Raw genomic sequence first — 21,675 nt, 5'->3', positions numbered from 1 at the left:
AGAAAAGGGAAAGGAGGCAGAGTGAGATGGGAAAAAGCATATATAGAATTTTGCTCTGCCTGGTTTTGGGACTGGGACTGCTGGCAGGCGGCAGTGCGCAAGCCGCTGAACTCGAAGGCCCATGGCATTACTATGAATTTACGGGGGCCCCCTTCACGGCCGCCCCGAATTTTGCCCGGCAGAATGTGGAAAGCTGGCCCCTCTTTGATTTGGAACGCCGGCCTCTCTTCAAGCAGGGCACCGACCGCCTGCTCTTGGCAGTGAAGGTGAACGATACAGAGCCGCAAAAGAAAATACTGCTCTTTTTGACAGCCAAACAGGCGGTGCGCATGTGGCTGGGGGATGAGTATTTCTTTTCGGCAGGCAGTTTTCAGCCACAGCGTTTTGATGAAGGCTCACAGCCCTATATGGTTCATCTGCCGGAGTTTTCCGGCCAGCAGCTATTGGTGATTGAGCTCTATGCCCATGCTGCCAAAGACTTGGGCTGGTTTAGTATGTTTTCGGTAGATACAGAACAGGTTCAGATGAGCCAGCTCTTTTTTTCGGATATTCCGCTGGTCATCGCGATTCCCGTCGGTCTGGCCATCATCTTTATCATGTTCCTCTATTACTACTTCAATCCGCAGGGATGGAAACGGCTCTACGCGTATATCACCCTCTTTATGACGGTGTTTGTGTTCTGGTGTGTCAGTGCTTCCAACGTGAAAAGTCTCTTTGGGGACTGGCCGCGTTTTTGGTGGTACATGCTGAGCATTTTTGCCTATCTGCTGCCCATCACCTCCAATCTCGTGCTGTTGGAACTCTTAAAGGGGAAAAGCTATGCCCGCATGAAATACGTGCTGGGAGCTAATGTGCTGCTCTTTGTGACGGCTATGACAGGTGAGGCTTTAGGCCTGCACAGCATGAACGGCTTGATGCCCTTCTTCTATCTGCTGCTGCCTTTTGGGGAAGGCTTTGCTATCTATTGGTGCATACAGGCAGCTAGGGAGGGGGATGCCCTCTGCAAGGCGGTACTGTTTCCCACGGTGGCCTTTACCCTGCTCGGGCTGTTTGACGGGATAGCAGGTCACTATCATCTGTTGCCATGGCGTATGTATCTGACGCCGTTGGGGGCCTATGCCTTTTTGTACTTCGTCATCTGCATCCTGCGGGAGCAGGTGCGCCACGAGGAATCCCTGTTGCAGCAGACGGCCGGGCTGGAACAGGAAGTGGCCGTCATACAGCGAAAATCCGAAACCGATGCGCTTACGGGCTGTTATAACCGCAACAAGCTGAAGGATTTACTGGCGGCGGCTATCGCCAAGGCCCGGAAAAAAGACATCCCCTTTGGCATGCTGATGCTTGATATTGACTTCTTCAAGAAAATCAATGACAATTATGGCCATGATACCGGAGACGCAGTTTTGCGGGGCTTTGCCACCGTGGTGCGGCAGCAGCTGGACAAAGACGACCCCTGCGTCCGCTGGGGCGGCGAGGAATTCCTCGTGCTGGTAAACAGCGCCGATTTGACGGAAATAAAGGTTTTGGCCGAGAAGATTCGCCAGCAGGTGGAAGGTATGGTTTTTGCAGGCCATAGGATAACTTGTAGCATTGGCATCACCCTTTGGCAGAACGAAAAAGACACCGCCGCCACGCTGTTCAAGCGCGCCGATGGTGCCTTGTATCAGGCCAAGAATAATGGCCGGAATTGTGTAGTGGTCAATATGTGATTTTCTTGCCCGGACTTACAGCAGTGAGCCCGGGTATTTTAATGTGGCGAAATAATCATCAATGGTCTGGGCGCGGCGGATGAGTTCAATGGAACCGTCCTCACGGAGCAGCAGCTCTGCGCACCAGAGCTTGCCGTTGTAGTTAAAGCCCATGGCGCTGCCATGCGCGCCGGTGTCGTGGATAATCACGATATCACCGACATTGATTTCCGGCAGTTTGCGGTCAATGGCGAACTTGTCGTTGTTCTCGCAGAGGGAACCTGTCACATCATAAACATGGTCGCAGGGGGCGTCCTCCTTGCCGGCTACGGTGATATGATGGTAAGCACCGTAGAGAGCCGGACGCATGAGGTTAGCCATGCAGGAATCCAGACCGATATAGTCCTTGTAGGTATGCTTTTCATGCAGGACCGTGGAAACCAGCCAGCCGGCAGGGCCGGTCATGGCGCGGCCGCTTTCCGTCATAATAGCGACCTTATCAAGGCCGTGGGGCACCATCATCTTGTTGTACAGCTGATGGATGCCTTCGCCGATTTCCTTGAGGTTCAGCGGTTCTTCCTCGGGGCGGTAGGGAATGCCGAAACCGCCGCCAAGGTTTACGAATTCCACGGAGATATCCAGTTTTTCCTTGAGTTCCACCGCCAAATCGAACATCAGCCGGGCTGTGAGCAGGAAGGCTTCCGTGCGGCGCTCGTTGGAAGCGACCATGGTGTGCAGGCCAAACCGCTTGACGCCTTTTTCTTTTGCGCGGCGGTAGCCTTCGAGCATCTGGTCATGGGTCAGGCCGTATTTTGCTTCCGTGGGCTGGCCGATGATGTCGTTGCCTTCGACTTCGTCCCCGGGATTGTAGCGGAAGCAGAGCACCTGCGGCAGGCCAGCGTGTTTTTCGAGATAGTCCAGATGGGTGATGTCGTCCAAGTTGATGATGGCGCCCAGTTCCACGGCCTTTTGGAATTCGTCAGCGGGTGTATCGTTGGAGGTCAGCAGGATTTCCTCGCCCTTGAGGCCGGCGGCTTCGGAAATTAAGAGTTCAGCGAGGCTGCTGCAGTCGGTGCCAGCGCCTTCTTCGTGGAGAATCTGCACAATGCGGGGATTGGGCAGGGCTTTGACGGCAAACTGTTCATGGAAAGCCGGTGCCCAGCTGAACGCATCTTTCAGGGCACGGATGTTTTCGCGGATGGCTTTTTCTTCATATATATGGAAGGGTGTGGGGAATTTCTGGATGACTTCATGTAATTTGTCAGTGGACAAAGGGAAATATTTTTTACTCATCGCTTTCCTCCTGTTGGTAGAGAGAATGATTATTAACTGTAAATTTGTAACTAATTATAACAGGGAGGTATACTATTGTCAATTAATATATGCGTCGTGTTATAAGAAATTATAAGCGGATTTGTGCAAAATATATCCCGTTTGTACGCTGTCAGGGGCGAATGGGGGAGTACTTTTTCTGTCTCCGCTAAACGACCCGCCCTGCAAGGTTATAGCTGTTTCGTTACCTGCGCCGGGCAGGCCGGCGGCGCTCCTTTCAGCGCATTAACTTAGTAACTTCCTACGGCGGGCCGGTCTTCGCTGCGCTCAGACAGTCGCTCCTACAGAAAAAGCACTCCCCCATTCGCCCAAAGGTACGGCCTGGGTTATTGCATCGAATCCGTTACTCCCGTTACAAGAACATCGATGTACTTGTTGCTTACCACCTCCGCCCCCACTGAGCTGTAACAAAAATATTACAGCACGCACTAATGAACGTATTTTTCCCGCGCTCTGCATCGTGCAGGCTTGACTCACCAAGAATTCATAGTACAATAGCAGATGAAGATGAGGTGAATGCGATGGCCCAGACGAAGCCTCCGAAAAGTGCGTTGAAGCGGCTGGCGGAGCTGGAAACGATTTGTGCGGATTTGGAAAATCAGCTGGCAGTGCTCCAGACGGAGCGGGACAGCTATAAGGAAAAATACGAAGATATATTGGTGGAAAATATCCACCTGCAGGAAAAATTGACGGAAGTAAGAGAGCGTTTGCGCAAGCATGAGCCGCTGGTGGAAAAGCCTGTGGCAGAGGACGTTCCCGAAGGGGAAGAAGCGCAGGCAGAGGAAGATGTCGATTGCTTTGCCGGTTTGCCGTGGAAGATTGCGGTTATCGGCGGCACTGAAGCCTGGCAGGCCAAGGTCGTGGCCCGCCATCCCGGCTTTAAGATAATTGGCAGCAATAAGAACTTTGACCGGGAAAAACTGGCAGGGACGGATATCCTCGTGATTAATACCAATGCCGTCTCCCATGCCTGCACTCAGAAGGCCAAGAGTGAAGTGTCCAAGGGGGCGGAGGTGCTGAGTATTTCCACCAATAATCTGGACATTCTCGACAAAAAGATAAATGCGCTCCTGTTGTGAGGTGTTATAAATTATGCGTAGAATCCTGACATTTTTGAAACTGTTTCGCTATGATTTGCTGGTGATGCTGGTGGCTCTGAAACATCGGGATACCCCGAAGAATGTGAAAGGGCTGTTAATCGCGGCGATTTTATACTTGGTCAGCCCGATTGATTTGATTCCCGATGCCATTCCTTTGGCAGGAGTCATTGATGATGCGGTGATTGTGCCGGCGGCGGTCATGGGACTTACGAATCTGCTGCCATCGCATGTGCGCTATCAGGCAGAAGCGCAGGCGGGGAAAATGCTGCGCTATATGCCGGCCATTTTGTTTACGGCGACCCTGTTCGTCATCTGCTGGCTCGGGCTGGTTATCTATGGAATTTATCGATTGATTTTTTGAGGTGTAAGAAAAATTGCGTTTATATATTGCGGAAAAGCCCAGCATGGGGCGGGAAATCGCCAAATGCTTAAAGGGGCCTGTGCGCCGTGGTGACGGCTATCTGGAAACCGGGGAAGGGGTCGTGACCTGGCTCTTTGGCCATATCCTGCGGCAGGCGGAGCCTGACGAATACGACCCGAAGTATAAAAGATGGCGGGCGGAGGATTTGCCGATTATCCCGCAGCAGTGGAAACTCTTTGTCGATAAATCCTGCGAAAAGCAGTTTGCCATCGTCAAGGGGCTTATTGAGCGCTGTGATGAAATCGTCCATGGCGGGGACCCTGACCGCGAAGGACAGCTGCTGGTGGATGAGGTGCTCGACTATCTGGGCAATAAAAAGCCGGTCAAACGTATTTTGCTGAATGCCTTGGATGAGGCGAGTATCAAGAAAGCCAATGCCAACCTACGGGAAAACAGTGAGTTCTTCAATCTCAAGCAGTCGGCACTGGCGCGGGCGCGGGCGGACTGGCTTATCGGCATGAACCTTTCGCGGGCTTATACGCTGGCGGCACGGCGGGCGGGCCATGATAAGTTGGTGCTGCCCATTGGCCGGGTAAAAACGCCGACCCTGTCGCTCGTCGTGCGCCGGGAGCGGGAGATAGAGAACTTCAAGCCCGTCGATTACTATACGATTAAGGCGGAGTTCTCCCACGAGAACGGCCGCTTTGCCGCACAGTGGAAGCCCAGGGATACCATGGCGGGGCTGGACAGCGAAAACCGCCTGATTGATAAGTCTATCGCCGAAGCAAAACTCGCGGAATTTCAGCAGGAGCCGCGCGAAGGCGTAATCTCGGCCTACCAAAAGACGAAAAAGCAGGAGCCGCAGCCCTTGCCGTTTTCCCTGTCCTCTTTGCAGGTGCTGGCGGGCAAGATGTTCGGCTATGCCCCGCAGGTGGTGCTCGATACGGCGCAAAAGCTTTACGAAAAGAAGCTCACCACCTATCCGCGTTCTGACTGTGAATATCTGCCCACCAATCAGTTTGGCGATGCGACGAAAATCATCACCAATCTGGCGCAGGCTGGAGATGAACGACTGGCCGGCTGGACAAATGGCGTAGATACGAAATGCAAAAGCCGGGCCTGGAATGATAAGAAGATTTCGGCGCACCATGCCATCATTCCGACCACGGTCAAGGCAAATATGCAGACCATGACCACCGAGGAGCGCAATCTTTACTTTTTGATTGCCCGCGGCTATATGGCGCAGTTCTATCCGGTACACCTCTACGACCAGACCAAGGTCGAGGTTACTTATAAGGAAGAACTGTTCACCGCCAGCGGCCGCACAGAGCGGGATTTGGGCTGGAAAATTATGTATCAGGCGGCCAAGAAAAAATCTGCCGACGAGGATAACGACAGCGACAATGAATCGGACGAGAGTGACGGAACCCTGCCCGTGATGAAGAAAAAGGATAATGTCAACTATGAAAAAGGAGATATTACCCAGCGGGCCACTAAACCGCCTGTGCGCTTTACGGAATCCACGCTGCTCGCGGGCATGAAGGAAATCCACAAGTATGTGAAGAATCCCGAAGCCAAAAAGCAGTTAAAGGATGTCTACGGTATCGGCACCGAAGCTACGCGCGCGACCATTATCGAGGATTTGGTCAAACGCAAATTCATGCAGAAACAGGGCAAGAAGAAGTATCTCGTGCCCACGCCAGCGGCGTATCTTTTGGTTGATGCCCTGCCCGATGAAATGACCTATCCGGACTCCACGGCCATTTGGGAGGATAAGCTCCATTCCATGTCCGAAGGGGATGGCACCTTGGAAGAATTTCTGCAGGGCCAGATTGAATTCACGAAAAAACTCTGCGGCAAGGCGGGCAATGCGCAGATGGAAGTCACGGGCGAAAACGTCTGCCCGCGCTGTCATAGCGGCGTACTGACCCAGCGCAAGGGGAAGAACGGCCTGTTCTGGGGCTGTTCCAACTATCCTAAATGCCGCATGACCTGCAACGACAAGGACGGCAAGCCAGATTTTGAAGATGCCAAGGCAAGAATGGCACGCAGTTTCCGCAATAGTGCCCCTGCGGCAGTATCGGCCAGTCAGCTGGCACGGCAAAGCGGCGGAGCGGTGCGTACTCGTACTGCGTCCACGCCGCGACCGGCTCCCACAATGGCTTATGCCCAGACAGGCGCCGGCCCGAGTGCGCAGGATATGGCGGATTTGAATTCCCTGTTTGCCGCGGCCGATTACGAAGCACAGATGGCGGCAGATATGGCAAGTTATGAGGCCAGCCGTCCGGCACCACGTCCGTGGCAGAATTGGGGCGATAAGCCCAAGTATTCGGCAAGTCCCATGGAAAAAGCCGCCAAGGAAAGCAAGACGGCAGATGATAAATATTTGTGTCCGAAATGCCGGGAAGGGCATTTGCGGCTGATTCGCGGGAAGAACGGGGCATTCTGGGGATGCACGAATTATCCGCGGTGTACGGCGACCTTCGATGATAATAAGGGCATGCCGTTATTGGATTCGTAGAACATCGATATACTAAGACGCGCGGTGTTCGGTAATATCTTTCCTTCACTTAGACAGGTTTGTCAAGCTAAGGAAAGACATCACCGGACACCGCGCTTATTTGCATTACAAAAATTTTTTTCACATCGCTACACACTTTTTGCTTTCGGGGATATAAAGAACAGAAAGCAAGATAACAACACACAAAGATGTGAGGGGGAAAATAAAATGGATAAGAAATTCATGAATAAGCTGGACGTTATGGAACTGGACATGGTAGCTGGAGGTAGTGCATTCTTTACAAGCAAGGAATGTGATAAAGGGATGAAGAAATTTATGGATAAATTGGAAAACAAAGTCAAAAATGGAGCTAAGGAAATAAAGGAGTTCTTCGATTTCTTTAAACCAAAGTGGACACAACCGGGTAAGCCCCAAAACAACATTCTCGCTTGATTACAGAATAGACAGAGAGCATATCACATCCGATGTGCTCTTTTTATTTTGCCTGCTGAAGGCAGGGCGCATTGCTGGGCGGGGAACACCCCAATAAAAAACTGACCCGTCATTTGACGAGTCAGCTATGTATCCTGCGAATGAAATCAGAAGAAAATCGCACATTCAAACAAGCGGTTCCACGGATGTGTAATATGGAATTTCTCCAGGGAAAGTCCTGCGGGGATTTTGATATTATTCTGGGCAAATGCTTTGAGCATCTCTGTGCCTTTGGCGGCGGCAAAGCTGCGGGCACCGTTGAGTTCGCCGGTCTGCTGGTTGTAGCCGGGCTGGCTCCAAACGGCAGCAGCAAGGCTCTGGCGCACGTTGGCCTGATAGCCCCAATCTTCTAAGTAGCGGGTCAGCATCAGTTCTTCCTGCGACTGTCTGTCCATCCATTTGGCAAGCATTCCTGTGCCGAGCAGGAAGCCGGTGGTGTTGGTCGCGGTGTTCCAGCCGCCGTAGGCCAGCAGCTTGAACTGCAAATCGGCTTTGTGCAGCTCGTTCATCAAGGCGTTGTCGGCGCCGTTGCCATAGGCGATGTCGGCTACGGCTGTGGGATAGCCTTTGCTGACAAAATCTTTGACCATATTTACAAAGGGCTTGGTGCCTTGGCGGGGCTTAGTCGTGTTGGCGGGGGAGTTGGCCGCGCCGGTTTTGCCGTCCGGATTGGTGTTGATGGCCATGATAAGTTCAGCGCGTTCCGGTACAGGAACCTGCATGCCGCCGGCGGCGATAATGGTGTTATCCATATCCATGCCGATTTTTTCATTGCAATAAGCAGGGATGGTGTCGCGGCCTTTGCCGATATTGTAGGCGGTGTAGACAAAGGGAATATCGCGCTTGTCGTCAAGAATGGCCCGGCAGAGCATGACCATGGCGAGCTCATCGGCGCCGGAGGTTACCTGAAATTTCGTCTTGCCGATATTCTGGCCATATTCCTGCAGGTGGCGGATTTCGTAATGGGTCTGGGAGTATAAAGCGCCGTCATCACCGCCGAGCAGCAGGAAGGAAAGGTTGTTCTGTCTGGTGAGGTCCATCAGCGCTTTGTTGGCATTGTAGTTGAGGTTATGACGGTGCGTCCAGTCCTCCATGACAGCCGGAGCGATTTCCTGTTCCAGCTTCTGCATGGCACGCTGTTCTTTTTGGGAGGCCAGCCCCATTTCGGTTTTATCGCGGAGAGCGCTGTAGTCGCGGATTTTTACCGCATTCTGCTGATAAATTGCCGGTTCCATGCCCGCGCCGGAATGGGTCGCAGTTAAGAGGGTGCGCAAAATGGTGCCAAAGCCGTAGACGGGCAGGCGGGGAAAATCCTGATGGAGTTTTTGAAAGCGGTTCACCCGTTCGGTGATTTGTTCCTGTGTCAGTTCGTGGTTGCGGGAGCTGACGAGACTACCGTAAATCATGGCATCGGTGGAAATAACCGCGGCTGTTGCACCGCGTGCATTATCCTGCAGCCAATGCCAAAGTCCGTCCGGGTCGCCGTGCTGCTCACGGCTGCCAAGCAAGGTTTCGGGCGGCACGACGATGTTATAGCCAGCCTTTTCTGCAACTTCCCGCGTTTCCTTGTCCGTTATGGGACGGTTGTCGAGGGGGATAAAGATTATTTTCTTGCCCTGAACTGCAGGAGCGGCTGCTGCGGTGCTGAAATTGGTGGGCAGCAGGGCCAGGCAGAGGGCGATTGCAAATAACGTGATAATTCTTTTCAAGATAGTGAACCTCCTTTGTTGCATAGATAAAATTACCCTTATCTTTATTCGTTGTTAAAGGTAATTATTCCTGCTTTTGAGGCGTTTGTGCTGGGGGAGGGGGCATATTTTGCGGGTTCCACTAAATGTCTGGCATGAGAATGTCGTGGCTTATAGGTGCTTGCGCCGGTTACCACGGCGCATTGACATCTTAGCTCGTTGGCCTTTTGTAGTGCCAGCCAGCGGAGCAGTCGTTCCACCCGCAAAACATGCCCCCTCCCCCAAGTCGCTGCCCGTTAATTTTAGTATGAGGTTTTATGCGCAGGACGGTCTTTTATGGTATAATGCTTTCATAATCTATGGAGACTGACTTTAAGGCCTTTTTACGGGAATGCACGTTCCCCACAATAGCAGTCGATGAAAAAGTAAGCGAATAGCAACGGCCGCAAAAGCGGCAGGAGCGGGGACACGATTGGGGAGCGGAACGACTGCTCCGCTGGCTGGCAAGTCAAAAAAACTGGACAACGCGATGTAAATGCGCCGTGGTGACCGGCGCGAGTAACTAGATTCACGTACTAATCATGCCAGACATTTAGTGCAGCTCCCCAATCGTGCCCCCGCTCCCGGCACTTATTAACAACCATCACGAACAAGAGAAAGGTAATCAAAAAATGAGCAATTTTATAGACCTCGGCATCAGCGAAGCGTTAGCCGCTGTTTTAACGAAACAGAATATTGAATCCCCTATGCAGGTGCAGCAAGCCGTCATTCCCAAAGTTTTGGGCGGCGGCAATCTGGTGGCTCAGGCCCCCACGGGGACGGGCAAAACGCTGGCTTATCTGCTGCCGGTTTTGCAGAAAATCGACACGGAATCCCGCGATGTGCAGGCGGTGATTTTGGCGCCGACCTATGAGCTGGCCATGCAGATTACAAATGTGGCGCGTGACCTCGCGCAGGGCGCAGGCCTGGGGCTCAAGGTGCAGGGGCTTATCGGCGGGGCCAATATTGCCCGCCAGATGGATAAGCTGAAAGATAAACCACAGCTGATTGTGGGGTCTGCGGGCCGCATTATCGAACTGGCGCAGAAGAATAAACTCAAACTGCACAAGGTCAAAATGCTGGTGCTCGACGAGTTCGACCGCCTCTTTGACGACCAGAATATGGAAAACACCGCGGATGTCGTGCGCCTGCTGCCGGAAGACCGTCAGGTGGTGATGGTTTCGGCAACGGCACCGAAAAAGGCCTTGGAGCGGGCAGATTTCCTGCAGCATCCGGAAGTCATCAAGGTGGAGGCAGACCCTGCAGTACAGGCTCTGCGCGAAGACCTCTACCGCATGACGCCGTTCCGCAACAAGGTGGAAACGGTGCGCCATCTGGCCCGCCGTCTGGCAGTCAAGCGCGGTCTGGTCTTTATCAACAAAGTCTTTGATGCTGAGCGCATTTTGGCGCAGCTGCGCTACGAAGGTTTTATGGTGGGCACGCTCTTGGGACACAATAACAAGCAGGCCCGTCAGAAGGCCATTGCCGATTTTAAGGCAGGGCGCATTAAGCTGCTGCTCTCCACGGATTTAGCGGCTCGCGGCCTCGATATTCCGGATGTAGACTATGTATTCAACCTCGACCTGCCGGAAAGCAGTGAAGTTTATCAGCATCGTGCAGGCCGTACGGCCCGTGCCGGCGCCAAGGGCACGGTTATCACGCTGGCGGACAACAAGGAAGCCTATAAGCTTGAACAGCTCGAAAAGAAGCTGGGCATAGCGTTCAAGCCATTGAAGGGCGGCGATAAGCCTGCACCGGCCAAGAAAAAAGCGGCTGTGAAGAAGAACAACAACACGTTGCCGAAAAAAACTGCCTCTAAAAATAAGAAACATACAAATCGGCAGGGAAAACGGAAGGCAACGGCGAAGTAAACCAAATACATAACCATAGGTGAGCGAAAACATTTGGAGGGAATAACTTTTGGACATTGTACCGATACTATTGCAGTTAGTACTGGTCGCGTTTTTAATCTTTATGAATGGCTTTTTTGTGGCGGCGGAGTTTGCCTGCGTGAAAATCCGTTCGTCACGGCTGGAAACCTTGATTGCGGAGGGCAGCCGCCGGGCGGTGTACGCCAAAAGGCTCACCGACCATCTGGATGCGTCACTTTCTGTAACCCAGCTGGGCATTACGCTGGCCTCATTGGGCTTAGGCTGGGTCGGTGAACCGGCCGTTGCGCAGCTTATCCTGCCCTTTACGCAGATGGCGGGGCTTGATGATATGGTGGGACATACCCTGTCTTTAGTGGTGGCATTTTCCATCATCACAGCGGGGCATATTGTGCTGGGGGAACTTACGCCGAAGACCATGGCCATTCAGAACGTGGAAAAAATCATGCTTTCGGTCGCTCTGCCCATGCTGATTTTTCATCGTATCATGTATCCCTTTGTCTGGCTCCTCAATCATGTGGCCAACTGGGTGACGGCGCGCATGGGCTTTAAGGCTGCCAGTGAGAGCGAGTCGGCCCATACCGAAGAAGAAATCCGCCTGCTTATGGAGGAAAGCCACAGGCAGGGCTTGATTGATGATACCGAAGCAGATTTTGTGGACAATGTCTTTGACTTTACGGAGCTCAACGTGCGGGAAATCATGACGCCGCGCACGGATATGGTGGTTATTTATCTGGAGGACAGCTGGCAGGCGAATATGGATGTGATTCTCTCCGAGCAGATGACCCGTTATCCCATCTGTAAGGAGGACAAGGACCATATCATCGGCTTCCTGCATGTGAAGGATTTGATGAAGGCCATGGCCAGCGGGCGGCGGCCGAATTTCCGCAAATTGGCGCGCAAGGCGCTGGTGGTGCCCGAGAGCATGGATGTCAATGTGCTCTTAAAGACCATGCAGGGCAGCCATAGTCAGATGGCTATTGTCGTGGACGAGTATGGTGGGACGGCAGGCATGGTGACCATTGAGGACATCATGGAGGAAATCGTCGGCGACATTCAGGACGAGTTTGACGAGGAACGTCCCACGGCGGAAGCCAGAGGCAACAATGTATATTCGGTGGATGCCAAGATGCTCTTGGAAGAACTCGAAGATATTTTGGAAATCACCATTGAAGATGAAGATGTGGACAGCGTAGGGGGCTGGCTCTATGACCAGATTGGCAGTGAGCCGAAGGTCGGCCAGATGGCAGCTGTCCAGGGAAATTTTTTCTACGTGGAAGAAGTGGACGGAGCGCGGATTACCCGCGTTTTAATAAAATTAGCTCATGAACTCACTGAGGAACATGAGGAAATTGTTTAATTTTATGTCTGGGAAAGAGGAGTGGGTGTGATGAAACTATTTCGGACACTGCTAGGGCTGATGTTGGTTGCTGTAACCATGTTGTGTTTTACTGGCTGCGGCGGCGGAAGTGCTTCGGGCACGGTGTTTTACCTGAACCATAAAGATGGGGATGGTTTTACCGACATGATTAAGAAGTCCTTTGAGGACAAGGCGAAAGCTGCCGGTATTCCGATGGAATTTCGGGATGCCAAGGGCGACGTGAACATGCAGATTGACCAGATGAAGGAAGCCATTGCGGCAAAGCCCAGTGCTATTGTGTTGCTGGCTGTTGATGGCACGGCGATGGTGCCCATGGTGGAGAAGGCCAACGAGGCCGGTATTCCCATCATCATCACCAACCGCGGCCTGAACGGCGGCAAATTCCTTTCCTGCATGCCCGATGAGAAGCAGGCGGGGATTATGCAGGGCGAATACATGGCCAAGAACCTGCCGCCCAATGCCAAGGTGGTTTATCTCGAAGGCGAAAAAGGTTTTGCGGGCAGCGTCCTGCGCTGGCAGGGCTTCAAAGAAGCCTGCCTGGACAAGCGTCCGGATGTGCAGCTTCTGGCCAGCATCTCCGCCAACTGGAGTACCGCGGATGCTCTCAAAAACGTAGCGCTTTGGACGAAGCTGTTCCCCCAGATTGACGGGGTTATTGCTGCCAACGATGCCATGGCTATCGGTGCGGTGCAGGCGCTTAAAGATGCGGGCCGCTTAAACGGCTGTTTGGTATCCGGTGTTGACGCCGTGGATGATGCCCTGAAGCTTATTGCTGCCGGGGAAATGAGCCAATCGGTCAAGCAGGATGCCGAAGCTTTGGCGACTGGGGCCTTTCAGCTGACCGAATCCTGTCTGAAGGGGAATGTTCCCACGGAGAACATCACGGTGAACTTTACCCCCGTTACCAAGGAAAATGTAGCGCAGTTCCGCAAATAAGGGGAGGGGGATACCGTCATGGAAAACCTGAGTGTGAGAACCAAGATATTGCTGCTGTCGGCGATTATGCTGATTATCACCTGCGTGGTGGCGGCAGTGGGGATTTATTCCAATCATAAGTCCAAACAGTCCTTGGACGATATGTATAACTACAACCTCATGACCACCCAGTACCTCAATGATGCCAACAACCATCTGCGGGGCATTGATGTGGATGTGGCCTATCTGTTGCAGCAGGATTTCTCTCTGGACAGCCGCAAGGTTGTGCTGGCGGATATCAGCGGACGATTGTCTGCCATCAAGGAGAATATCGCCAAGGTCAAGGAAATCGATAAAAGCAGCCGGGCGCAGGAAATCATTGCCAGCCTGGAAAAAAATATCGTGACGGCCGAATCCAAGGTCAAGGCCTGTGAATCGCTGGGCACTACCCAGGCAGACAAGATAAAACTCTTTGAGAACCTCTCCACCACGGACGTTATCGCTACGGATATGGCAGTGCTGACTCCGGATAACGTATTGCAGGGCAAGGTGCTCTTTGAGGAAAACAACGCCAATTACGATTTGACGATTAAGATTTTCGTGGGCATTATTCTGGCAGGCCTGCTGGTGGGCATTGCCATTGCGTTCCTGATTGCCCAGAATATCGCATCTCCGCTGGCTGCATCCATTGGCGCGCTCAATGCTGTGGCTGACGGTGACCTCACGCAGGAAATTCCTGCCGAACTTGCCCATCGGCAGGATGAAGTGGGCATGATGGTGCAGGCACTCGATAAAATGCAGAAAGCGCTGCGTACCGTGCTGAAAAATGTCCATGACGAGGCGGAAAACAGTGCCAACCTGGTGACGGATGTTCAGGCTTTGGTCGGCAACCTCAATGAAAGCACCCAGGATATGTCGGCTGTAACCGAAGAAATGGCCGCTGGCATGGAAGAAACCGCTGCCTCCACCGTGAGCATGCAGAATCTTTCCGACCATCTGCGGGAAAAAATCCATGCTACGGCTAAGGACGCTGCTGACAGTGAGGGCTATACCGTGGAAATTGCCCAGCGGGCAGGGTCGCTCAAGGCCACCATGGAAAAATCCAGCAAAGAAGCAGGACAGATGTATGAGGGCACGAAGAAATCCCTCGAAGAAGCCATTGAATCCGTTAAGGTTGTCGATAACATCAATAACCTCACGCAGGACATTACGGAAATCGCCGAACAGACCAATCTGCTGGCCCTCAATGCCGCCATCGAAGCAGCCAGAGCCGGCGATGCAGGCCGTGGCTTCGCCGTAGTGGCTGATGAGGTCAGAAAACTGGCCGAACAGTCCCATGATACTGCCGAAAAGATTAAGGGGCTCACCAGCAAGGTGACCGGCTCGGTGCAGAACCTTTCCGATGGTGCCTTTGACCTCTTAAAGTTCATGGACGAAAAGGTCGGCAAGGATTACGAGCTCATCAACGAAACGGCTATCCGCTATCAGGAAGATGCCGACTATGTCAATGAATTCGCCAAGAAGAGTAACACGGCGTCGCAGGACCTCATCCGCGCCGTGGAAACCATGAACCAGTCCATGGAAGAAATCGCCAAGGCCACCCATGAAGGGGCTGTGGGCAATACCACCGTGGCTGAAAAAGTCACCGACGTGGCCCAGAAGGCCAATGACATTCTGGAAATGATGAATGCCTCCATGGAAGGCGCTGAAAACCTCAAGAAACAAGTAGCGAAGTTTAAGGTATAGCAGGAATTTTAATACCGGCTGACGAATAAGTTAGCCGGTATTTTTTTATAGAATAAATACTTATGGTGCTCTCGTATTGTAATATTGTATACAAATAGTGTATAATAACCCTATGACTTTAACTTGAAATGTAAACTTAGAGACTGTGAGGTTGTGTTTTGTCATGGCTCCGCAGACGGTGGGGAGGGCTTGATTTGATGATGAATGGAGCTCAGGCGGTATTGGAGAGCCTGAAAAAGGAAGGCGTGGATGTGGTGTTCGGCTATCCGGGGGGAGCGGTGCTGACACTGTATGACGCGGTTTACAAGATGAAATTTCCGCATGTTTTGACCCGGCATGAGCAGGGGGCTATTCATGCGGCAGATGGTTATGCGCGGGCTACCGGGAAAGTCGGGGTGGTTTTTGCCACTTCCGGGCCGGGGGCAACGAACCTCATTACAGGTATCGCCACGGCCTGCACGGATTCGGTGCCGCTTGTCTGCATCACGGGGCAGGTGGCCAATCCCTATATCGGCAAGGATTCTTTCCAGGAGGCCGATATTTTCGGCATTACGACGCCGATTACCAAGCATAACTATCTGGTCAAGGATGTCAAGGAACTGCCGCACGTTCTGAAAGAGGCGTTCTTTATCGCCCGCACGGGACGCAAGGGGCCGGTGGTCATTGATGTGGCCAAGGATGTTTTTGATGCCAAAATCGACTATAAATATCCCGAAACGGTAACCCTGCGCGGCTATTCTGGTGTCTATGATGGCCATGAAGAGGAAATTGCGGCCGCAGTGGAAGCGGTGCGCAAGGCGGAACGTCCCTTGATTTTTGCGGGCGGTGGTATCATCAGTTCCGATACGGCGGATGAGGTGCAGAAGCTGGCGCAGAAATTGGGTGTGCCGGTGACCTCAACGCTTTTGGGCTTGGGTTCCGTGCCTGCTGATACCGAGGGCTTTTTGGGCTTTGCGGGCATGCATGGCAGTTATGCGTCCAACATGGCCATTCAGAAATGCGACCTGCTGCTGTGTATCGGCATGCGCTTCAGCGACCGCGTGACCGGCAGAGTGGATGGCTTTGCGCCCAAGGCAAAAATCGTTCATTTTGAACTCGACCGGGCGGAAATCAACAAGAACGTCACGGCGGATTTGCAGGTGCTCGGCGATTTGCGCTGGACTTTGCCCCGCTTCAATGAACAGCTGGCGGCTGTTGGCGAATCCTTTGCCGAGAAGTTCAAGGGCTGGAAGGATGAAGTTCTCAAGATGCATAAGGAGCATCCCTTCAGCTTTGTGGAACAGGGTGACGTCATTAAGCCGGGGGCACTCATTCGGAAAGTCAGCGAGCTGTCCGATAAGGATACCATTGCGGTTACGGATGTGGGCCAGCATCAGATGTGGGCGGCACAGTTCTTTGATGTATTTAAGCCTCGTCATTTCCTGACCTCTGGCGGTCAGGGCACGATGGGCTACGGCCTGCCCGCGGCTATGGGCGCCAAGATTGGCGCACCACAGAGCAAAGTCGTACTCTTTACCGGTGACGGCAGTATTATGATGAACTGTCAGGAATTTGCCACCATTGCGGACAACAATATCGATGTGAAGGTGGTCATTGTCCATAACTGCATCTTGGGCATGGTGGGGCAGTGGCAGCGCCTGTTCTACAATCATCATTACTCCCAGTCGGAACTCAAGGGCAAGACGGATTTTGTGAAATTGGCAGAGGCTATGGGGCTCAAAGGCTACCGGCTGACCAAGAAGGAAGAACTCGATACGGTATTGCCGCAGATTATGGCCGAAGAAGGGCCTGCTCTTATCGATGTGCTGATTCCCGAGGAGGAAGATGTCCTGCCGATGGTTCCGGGTGGCAAGCGGCTTGACCAGATGGTGCTGGGAGGTAGCAAATGATGAAGAAATATTTACTCGCGGTTCTCGTAGACAATAAACCTGGTGTCCTGACCCATGTATCGGGGCTTATCAGCCGCCGGGCCTTCAATATCGAAAGCATTTCTGCCGGCTACACCGAGGAGCCGGATGTGACCCGCATCAATATCGTGGTGTCGGTGGAGTCGAAAAATGAACTCGACCAAGTGGTTACACAGCTGGGCAAGCTCATTGACGTTATCAAAATCGTCAACCTCAGCGAGGTCGAATCCATTGAGCGTGAGCTCGTGATGATTAAAGTTCGGGCGGATAAAAGCAACCGCGCTGAGCTTATCGACATCGTCAATATCTTCCGCGCCAGCATCGTGGATGTGAGCCAGGAAAATGTCGTCATCGAACTCACGGGTCAGCAGAGCAAGATTGACGGTATTATCGAGGTGCTGTCGGAATACGAAATCATCGAAATCGCTCGCACGGGCGCCATCGCCCTTTCCCGTGGGCCGGTGCCAGTTAAGCGGATGTAAAAATAAATAGCGGATGTTAAGGCTGAAAAAGTCAAACTGCAAGCAGGCAGTGGGCTTTTCCAGCCTTTTTTTGCAATTTTTTTTCAGGGGAGTTGCTGTGGCAACCTCAAATTATTCTGAATAATGATATAATGGGGCCAAAGTTGAGAGGAGGGGAGCGGCAGTGGATTGGAAAGGATTTTTTACCAAACATACCCTGGGCTGTCTGGCGGGCGGATTCGCGATTGGCTTGGTGGTTTGTGCCATCGGAGCGGGCATGATGTCTTTTTCCGGGTCGGTGGCCTTTTGTGGTTCCTGTCATGCGATGAAGGGCGAAGCAGCGTCCTTTGCTAAGTCAACGCATAGCAAACAGGATTGTGTGGAATGTCATCTTCCCCATGACAATATGGCCATCTACATGATTGAGAAGGGCCGTACGGGCATGGTGGATACCTATCATGCGGTACTGCGCGACTATCCGGCACGGATTGATTTGTCGGCGGGGGGAGAAAAGACTGTGAATGGCAACTGCCTGCGCTGCCATGAACAGACCATGAGCGGCGTGCACATGGCCGTAGGTGTGGACAAGGATACCGGCGCGGACTGTCTGAAATGTCACAGCCGCATAGCTCATGGAAGCAACCATCTCGAAGGGGGGATAAAAGTTGAGTAAGCTGCAAAAAATTCTAGCAGGGATTGTGGCCGTCTGTGCGCTGTTCTTCGGCTTCGTGGTGGTGCGTCTGGGGGCAGCACCCAATGATGACAGCGTAAAATTGGCCAAGATATCCCATGAAAATTATGCCCATTTGGGTAAGGAAGCCTATAAAGAGGCTTATCCGTTGGAATACAATTCCTATATGAAAAACAATCAGGGCGGGGAAAGCCCCACCGGTTATGGCGGCAGTGACCCGGGAAAATCCTATATCGAAATGCAGCCGGAAATCAAGGAGAATTTCAAAGGCTATAAATTCTCGGTACAGTACGATGTGGCTCGTGGACACACTTGGGCAGGCGTTGACCAGATAAATTCTCAGCGCATCCCGCCGCAGAAGGGCAACTGCATTGTCTGCAAAGGTTCCTGGATGTATGACAAATGGTATAAGGAAAGTGGTTGGGATTTTGCCAGCCTGCCCTTTGCCGAGGCAACGCCGCCTTATACCAATAAGGATACCGTGGAAGGCACAGACCTGTATATGGGCTGTTCTACCTGTCATGACCCGGATACCATGGAACTGCGCGTTTATCAGCAGGGCTTTGTTGAGTCCATGGCGCTGAAGGGCATCGATATCAGCAAGGCATCCCATAATGAAATGCGGGGCTATGTCTGCGGTCAGTGCCATAACGAGTATTACTTTATGGCCGAAGATGGACGGGTGCGTCATCCCTTTATTGCCGGCTGGGAACCGGAAGAACAGTTCAAGTTCTATCAGACCCAGAGTGAACAGCTGGGCGCTTTCAAGCAGGATTGGCTCCATCCCGATTCCAAGACGCCGATGCTCAAGGCGCAGCATCCGGACTTTGAAATCTGGACCACCAGCGTCCATGCTGATGCCGGTGTGACCTGTGTGGACTGCCATATGCCCTATATGCGGGAAAACGGTCAGAAATACACCTCGCATTGGATGACCAGCCCCTTAAAGACAATCGAAGCATCCTGCCTCAAGTGCCATGATGAGAGCAAGGAAACACTGATTGCTCGGGTGAAGACCATCCATGACAATAACTTCAAACTGCAGCGCATTGCCGGACAGACGGTAGCCAAAGCGCATCTGGCCGTAAAGGCCGCCATGGATGCCGGTGCTACCGATGAACAACTGGCACCTGTACGGCTGAAACTGCGTGAAGCACAGTGGTATTGGGACTGGGTAGCTGCGGAAAATGGCAACGGCTTCCATAATCCGGACAAGTGCATGCGCATCAGCGGTGAAGCGATTGATTTGGCACATCAGGTAATTCAGGATGCCAATGCTTTGGCAAAAGGAAGCTTGTAAAAACATAATGCTGACGAATGAACAGAACCGCCTCGTTAAGGGGCGGTTTTGTTATGAAAATATCCTTACAAAACAGCGATTCATTTCTTGTAGGATACTCCAATGCAGGAGTTTATTACGCTTGATAGAATAATTACTATATACAGTTGCCAAAGCAACATGATGATCGCGTTATTATTGCTATAATGAAGAAAAAATGTGTACTTAGGAGTGAAGGCGATGCAGGTTTATCATCTTGATTTGCATGAGCTGCCGCTGTTTCAGGGGGTGCCGGCAGCAGAGGTGGAGCAATTCATTGCGGCTACTGGTGCTAAGATAAAGCGGGTCGGCCGGGGCGCACGGATTTTGGAGGCTTATGAGGAAAACCGCAATATCGGTGTCATCGTGGAAGGTGAGGCTCAGGTATTGGCAGAAGACCGTTTCGGCAATGAAAATGTCAGCCATAATTTGGAGCGGGGAGCGATGCTTGGCAGCACTTCGGCCATTATGCCGCAGATTCCGTACGATATGGCCATTGAAGCTTTGACAGATGTGCTGGTGCTTTGGATTCCTTATCAGTCTTTGCTGACAGCGGGGCCGAAGCTGGGGCGCACACATGGTCTGGTCATGAAGAACCTTTTGGAGGCCTTTTGCCGCAAAAATGTGCTGATGATGCAGAAAATCAAGATTCTCTCGCAAAAGACGCTGCGGGAACGGTTGATTCTCTATCTGCTCTATAAGGAGCAGCGTCAGGGCAAAGCCCGTGTGCATGTGCCGGGACGGGTGCAACTGGCCAAGGAGCTGGAATGCAACCGTAGCGCACTGACCCGTGAAATCAGCAGCATGCAGACGGAAGGGCTCCTGCACACCGGTGAGGATTGGATGGAATTGGATGCCGTAAAGATTGCGGCGATGGACTAAGTTATGATGACAATAGAATTTAGCGAGGTCAGCCAGTCCTTTCATGGACGGCAGATATTTGGCCCGTTGAGCGCTAAACTGCATAGCGGCCGAATTACAGCCGTTACTGGCTGCAATGGCAGCGGCAAATCCACCTTTTTGAAGCTGGCTGGGCACCTGCTGTTGCCGACCAAGGGCGAGGTCACGGTTAGTGCTGATGATGGCGTATTGAAACAGGCAGAACTGCGTGAGCATTTGGCTATGGTAACGCCGGAATTGCGTTTTTACGACCGCCTGACCGCGCGGGAAAATATGGATTTTTTTCTAGGGCTGCGGGGGATTTCGCTTGCGGATGCGACTTATCGGCAGCTTTTGGAGCGGGTTGAACTATCCTTTAAGGCTGCGAATGCGGCCTATACCGGGGAGTTTTCCACGGGGATGCGGCAGCGGCTGAAAATGGCGGTGCTGCTGGCCGCGCAGGCGGATATCTGGCTGCTCGATGAACCGGGGGCCAACCTTGATGAAGCCGGTCGGGCGATGGTGGCCCGCGAGGTGAGGGTGGCAGCTCAGCAGAATGTACTGGTGGTGCTCGCCACAAATGACCCCGGAGAGGAGGCGCTGGCAGATGAAATCATCGCTTTGGCCGGGGATTAAACTGGTCTTTACCAAGGAATTTACATTAGGCCTGCGCTTTAAGGCCGCCTGGTGGGCGATGCTGATGTTTGCGCTGACCACGCTGGCCTGCGTCAGCATGGCGCTGCAGGGAGCACCGTTAGAGCCGAAACTTGCGGCGGCGCTTCTCTGGATTATTTTGTTCTTTGCGTCCATGGCCGGAGCAGACCGGAGCTTTGCCGATGAGGATATGGCGGGTACGTTGCCCACGCTGAAACTGTATGGGGCGGCACAGATGGTGCTATGGGGCAAGCTGCTCTATACGGGCTTTCTCTTGCTGTGTCTGACGGTTTTTATTGCGCCCTTGTTTTTATTGCTGACGGGGGCCGAGGTGGTGCTGGGAGGCGTATTCTTGGGGACGCTGCTGCTCGGCACGCTCGGCATCTCTGCGGCGGGCACACTTATTGCGGCGCTTACCTGCGGAGCACAGGTCAAAAGCGGCCTCTTTTCCATCCTGATGCTGCCGGTCATCCTGCCGGTGTTTTTGCCGGCCATCTTTCTGACGGCAGGAGCGCTGGGCGGTGGTTCAGCGCCTCTAAGTTATCTTATCGGGATGGCGCTTTACGATGGCGTTTTGCTTATGGGGGCGTCGGTGCTCTTTGATTATCTTTGGTATGAGGATTAGTTTGGGGGA

At 52.7% G+C, this 21,675-nt stretch carries 18 protein-coding genes; 16 read left to right on the top strand and 2 right to left on the bottom strand.

The window, feature by feature from the left end; genetic code table 11:
- The first annotated feature begins 26 nt into the window (after positions 1-26).
- Entirely contained in the window at positions 27-1,709 is a 1,683-nt protein-coding gene (locus P157_RS0101365; protein ID WP_026759429.1) for a sensor domain-containing diguanylate cyclase, read from the top strand.
- Between the two features lie 15 nt (positions 1,710-1,724).
- Here the strand turns inward: P157_RS0101365 and P157_RS0101360 are convergent, their stop codons facing one another.
- Positions 1,725-2,981 carry a diaminopimelate decarboxylase family protein gene (locus P157_RS0101360; RefSeq protein ID WP_026759428.1) on the bottom strand — a complete coding sequence of 419 codons (1,257 nt, stop codon included), beginning with the start codon at positions 2,979-2,981 and terminating at the stop codon, positions 1,725-1,727.
- Positions 2,982-3,541: 560 nt separating this feature from the next.
- Between P157_RS0101360 and P157_RS0101355 the strand changes: the two genes are divergently transcribed.
- From P157_RS0101355 to P157_RS0101340, 4 genes are all read left to right on the top strand, one after another.
- Positions 3,542-4,099, top strand: a complete 558-nt coding sequence (locus P157_RS0101355; RefSeq protein WP_026759427.1) for a hypothetical protein — start codon at positions 3,542-3,544, stop codon at positions 4,097-4,099.
- A 13-nt stretch (positions 4,100-4,112) separates the two neighbouring features.
- On the top strand, positions 4,113-4,481 hold the full coding sequence (locus P157_RS0101350) for a YkvA family protein (RefSeq protein WP_026759426.1): 369 nt from the start codon (positions 4,113-4,115) through the stop codon (positions 4,479-4,481).
- A 13-nt stretch (positions 4,482-4,494) separates the two neighbouring features.
- Positions 4,495-7,002: a DNA topoisomerase 3 gene (locus P157_RS0101345; protein WP_026759425.1), complete on the top strand. Its 2,508-nt coding sequence runs from the start codon at positions 4,495-4,497 to the stop codon at positions 7,000-7,002.
- 207 nt (positions 7,003-7,209) lie between these two features.
- Complete coding sequence (locus P157_RS0101340) at positions 7,210-7,434, top strand: hypothetical protein (protein ID WP_026759424.1); 225 nt, start codon at positions 7,210-7,212, stop codon at positions 7,432-7,434.
- A 146-nt stretch (positions 7,435-7,580) separates the two neighbouring features.
- On the opposite strand, the gene P157_RS13580 is transcribed toward P157_RS0101340, so the two are convergent.
- On the bottom strand, positions 7,581-9,182 hold the full coding sequence (locus P157_RS13580) for a DUF4127 family protein (protein ID WP_051598439.1): 1,602 nt from the start codon (positions 9,180-9,182) through the stop codon (positions 7,581-7,583).
- 650 nt (positions 9,183-9,832) lie between these two features.
- On the opposite strand from P157_RS13580, the gene P157_RS0101330 reads away from it, so the two are divergent.
- The 11 genes from P157_RS0101330 (at position 9,833) to P157_RS0101280 (ending at position 21,666) form a co-directional block, all read left to right on the top strand.
- A complete protein-coding gene (locus tag P157_RS0101330) occupies positions 9,833-11,071 on the top strand; it encodes a DEAD/DEAH box helicase (protein ID WP_026759423.1) in 1,239 nt (412 codons plus the stop codon).
- A 49-nt stretch (positions 11,072-11,120) separates the two neighbouring features.
- Complete coding sequence (locus P157_RS0101325) at positions 11,121-12,449, top strand: hemolysin family protein (RefSeq protein ID WP_026759422.1); 1,329 nt, start codon at positions 11,121-11,123, stop codon at positions 12,447-12,449.
- A 30-nt stretch (positions 12,450-12,479) separates the two neighbouring features.
- Complete coding sequence (locus P157_RS0101320) at positions 12,480-13,406, top strand: sugar ABC transporter substrate-binding protein (protein ID WP_026759421.1); 927 nt, start codon at positions 12,480-12,482, stop codon at positions 13,404-13,406.
- An 18-nt stretch (positions 13,407-13,424) separates the two neighbouring features.
- Positions 13,425-15,131 (top strand): methyl-accepting chemotaxis protein, encoded by a 1,707-nt coding sequence (locus P157_RS0101315; RefSeq protein ID WP_026759420.1) that lies wholly within the window; start codon positions 13,425-13,427, stop codon positions 15,129-15,131.
- A gap of 200 nt (positions 15,132-15,331) precedes the next feature.
- Entirely contained in the window at positions 15,332-17,020 is a 1,689-nt protein-coding gene (gene ilvB / locus P157_RS0101310) for a biosynthetic-type acetolactate synthase large subunit (RefSeq protein WP_026759419.1), read from the top strand.
- The gene (gene ilvN, locus P157_RS0101305) at positions 17,020-17,520 is read left to right on the top strand and encodes an acetolactate synthase small subunit (protein WP_026759418.1); all 501 of its coding nucleotides are present in this window, start codon (positions 17,020-17,022) and stop codon (positions 17,518-17,520) included. The genes ilvB and ilvN overlap by 1 nt, the downstream gene beginning before the upstream one ends.
- 163 nt (positions 17,521-17,683) lie before the next feature.
- Positions 17,684-18,172, top strand: a complete 489-nt coding sequence (locus tag P157_RS0101300; RefSeq protein ID WP_026759417.1) for a cytochrome c3 family protein — start codon at positions 17,684-17,686, stop codon at positions 18,170-18,172.
- On the top strand, positions 18,165-19,490 hold the full coding sequence (locus tag P157_RS0101295) for an ammonia-forming cytochrome c nitrite reductase subunit c552 (RefSeq protein ID WP_026759416.1): 1,326 nt from the start codon (positions 18,165-18,167) through the stop codon (positions 19,488-19,490). Before P157_RS0101300 ends, P157_RS0101295 begins: the two co-directional genes overlap by 8 nt.
- Before the next feature lie 219 nt (positions 19,491-19,709).
- Positions 19,710-20,390, top strand: coding sequence for a Crp/Fnr family transcriptional regulator (locus tag P157_RS15620; RefSeq protein WP_026759415.1), 681 nt, complete (start codon positions 19,710-19,712; stop codon positions 20,388-20,390).
- A 3-nt stretch (positions 20,391-20,393) separates the two neighbouring features.
- Positions 20,394-21,023 (top strand): ABC transporter ATP-binding protein, encoded by a 630-nt coding sequence (locus tag P157_RS15400; protein ID WP_026759414.1) that lies wholly within the window; start codon positions 20,394-20,396, stop codon positions 21,021-21,023.
- Positions 20,995-21,666, top strand: coding sequence for a heme exporter protein CcmB (locus P157_RS0101280; protein WP_026759413.1), 672 nt, complete (start codon positions 20,995-20,997; stop codon positions 21,664-21,666). The genes P157_RS15400 and P157_RS0101280 overlap by 29 nt, the downstream gene beginning before the upstream one ends.
- The last annotated feature ends 9 nt before the right edge of the window (positions 21,667-21,675 follow it).

Origin of the sequence: Selenomonas ruminantium AC2024 (genome assembly GCF_000687995.1) — a bacterium.
GTDB lineage: Bacteria > Bacillota > Negativicutes > Selenomonadales > Selenomonadaceae > Selenomonas_A > Selenomonas_A ruminantium_B.
The sequence above is the reverse complement of the archived record's forward strand: the minus strand, read 5'-3'. Positions and strand labels throughout refer to the sequence as shown.

Excerpts from the sequence above, each read along its gene's own strand:
- P157_RS0101365 (WP_026759429.1), top strand. The coding sequence starts at position 27 with ATGGGAAAAAGCATATATAGAATTTTGCTCTGCCTGGTTTTGGGACTG.
- P157_RS0101360 (WP_026759428.1), bottom strand. The coding sequence starts at position 2,981 with ATGAGTAAAAAATATTTCCCTTTGTCCACTGACAAATTACATGAAGTC.
- P157_RS0101355 (WP_026759427.1), top strand. The coding sequence starts at position 3,542 with ATGGCCCAGACGAAGCCTCCGAAAAGTGCGTTGAAGCGGCTGGCGGAG.
- P157_RS0101350 (WP_026759426.1), top strand. The coding sequence starts at position 4,113 with ATGCGTAGAATCCTGACATTTTTGAAACTGTTTCGCTATGATTTGCTG.
- P157_RS0101340 (WP_026759424.1), top strand. The coding sequence starts at position 7,210 with ATGGATAAGAAATTCATGAATAAGCTGGACGTTATGGAACTGGACATG.
- P157_RS0101330 (WP_026759423.1), top strand. The coding sequence starts at position 9,833 with ATGAGCAATTTTATAGACCTCGGCATCAGCGAAGCGTTAGCCGCTGTT.
- P157_RS0101320 (WP_026759421.1), top strand. The coding sequence starts at position 12,480 with ATGAAACTATTTCGGACACTGCTAGGGCTGATGTTGGTTGCTGTAACC.
- P157_RS0101315 (WP_026759420.1), top strand. The coding sequence starts at position 13,425 with ATGGAAAACCTGAGTGTGAGAACCAAGATATTGCTGCTGTCGGCGATT.
- ilvB (WP_026759419.1), top strand. The coding sequence starts at position 15,332 with ATGAATGGAGCTCAGGCGGTATTGGAGAGCCTGAAAAAGGAAGGCGTG.
- ilvN (WP_026759418.1), top strand. The coding sequence starts at position 17,020 with ATGAAGAAATATTTACTCGCGGTTCTCGTAGACAATAAACCTGGTGTC.
- P157_RS15620 (WP_026759415.1), top strand. The coding sequence starts at position 19,710 with ATGCAGGTTTATCATCTTGATTTGCATGAGCTGCCGCTGTTTCAGGGG.
- P157_RS15400 (WP_026759414.1), top strand. The coding sequence starts at position 20,394 with ATGATGACAATAGAATTTAGCGAGGTCAGCCAGTCCTTTCATGGACGG.
- P157_RS0101280 (WP_026759413.1), top strand. The coding sequence starts at position 20,995 with ATGAAATCATCGCTTTGGCCGGGGATTAAACTGGTCTTTACCAAGGAA.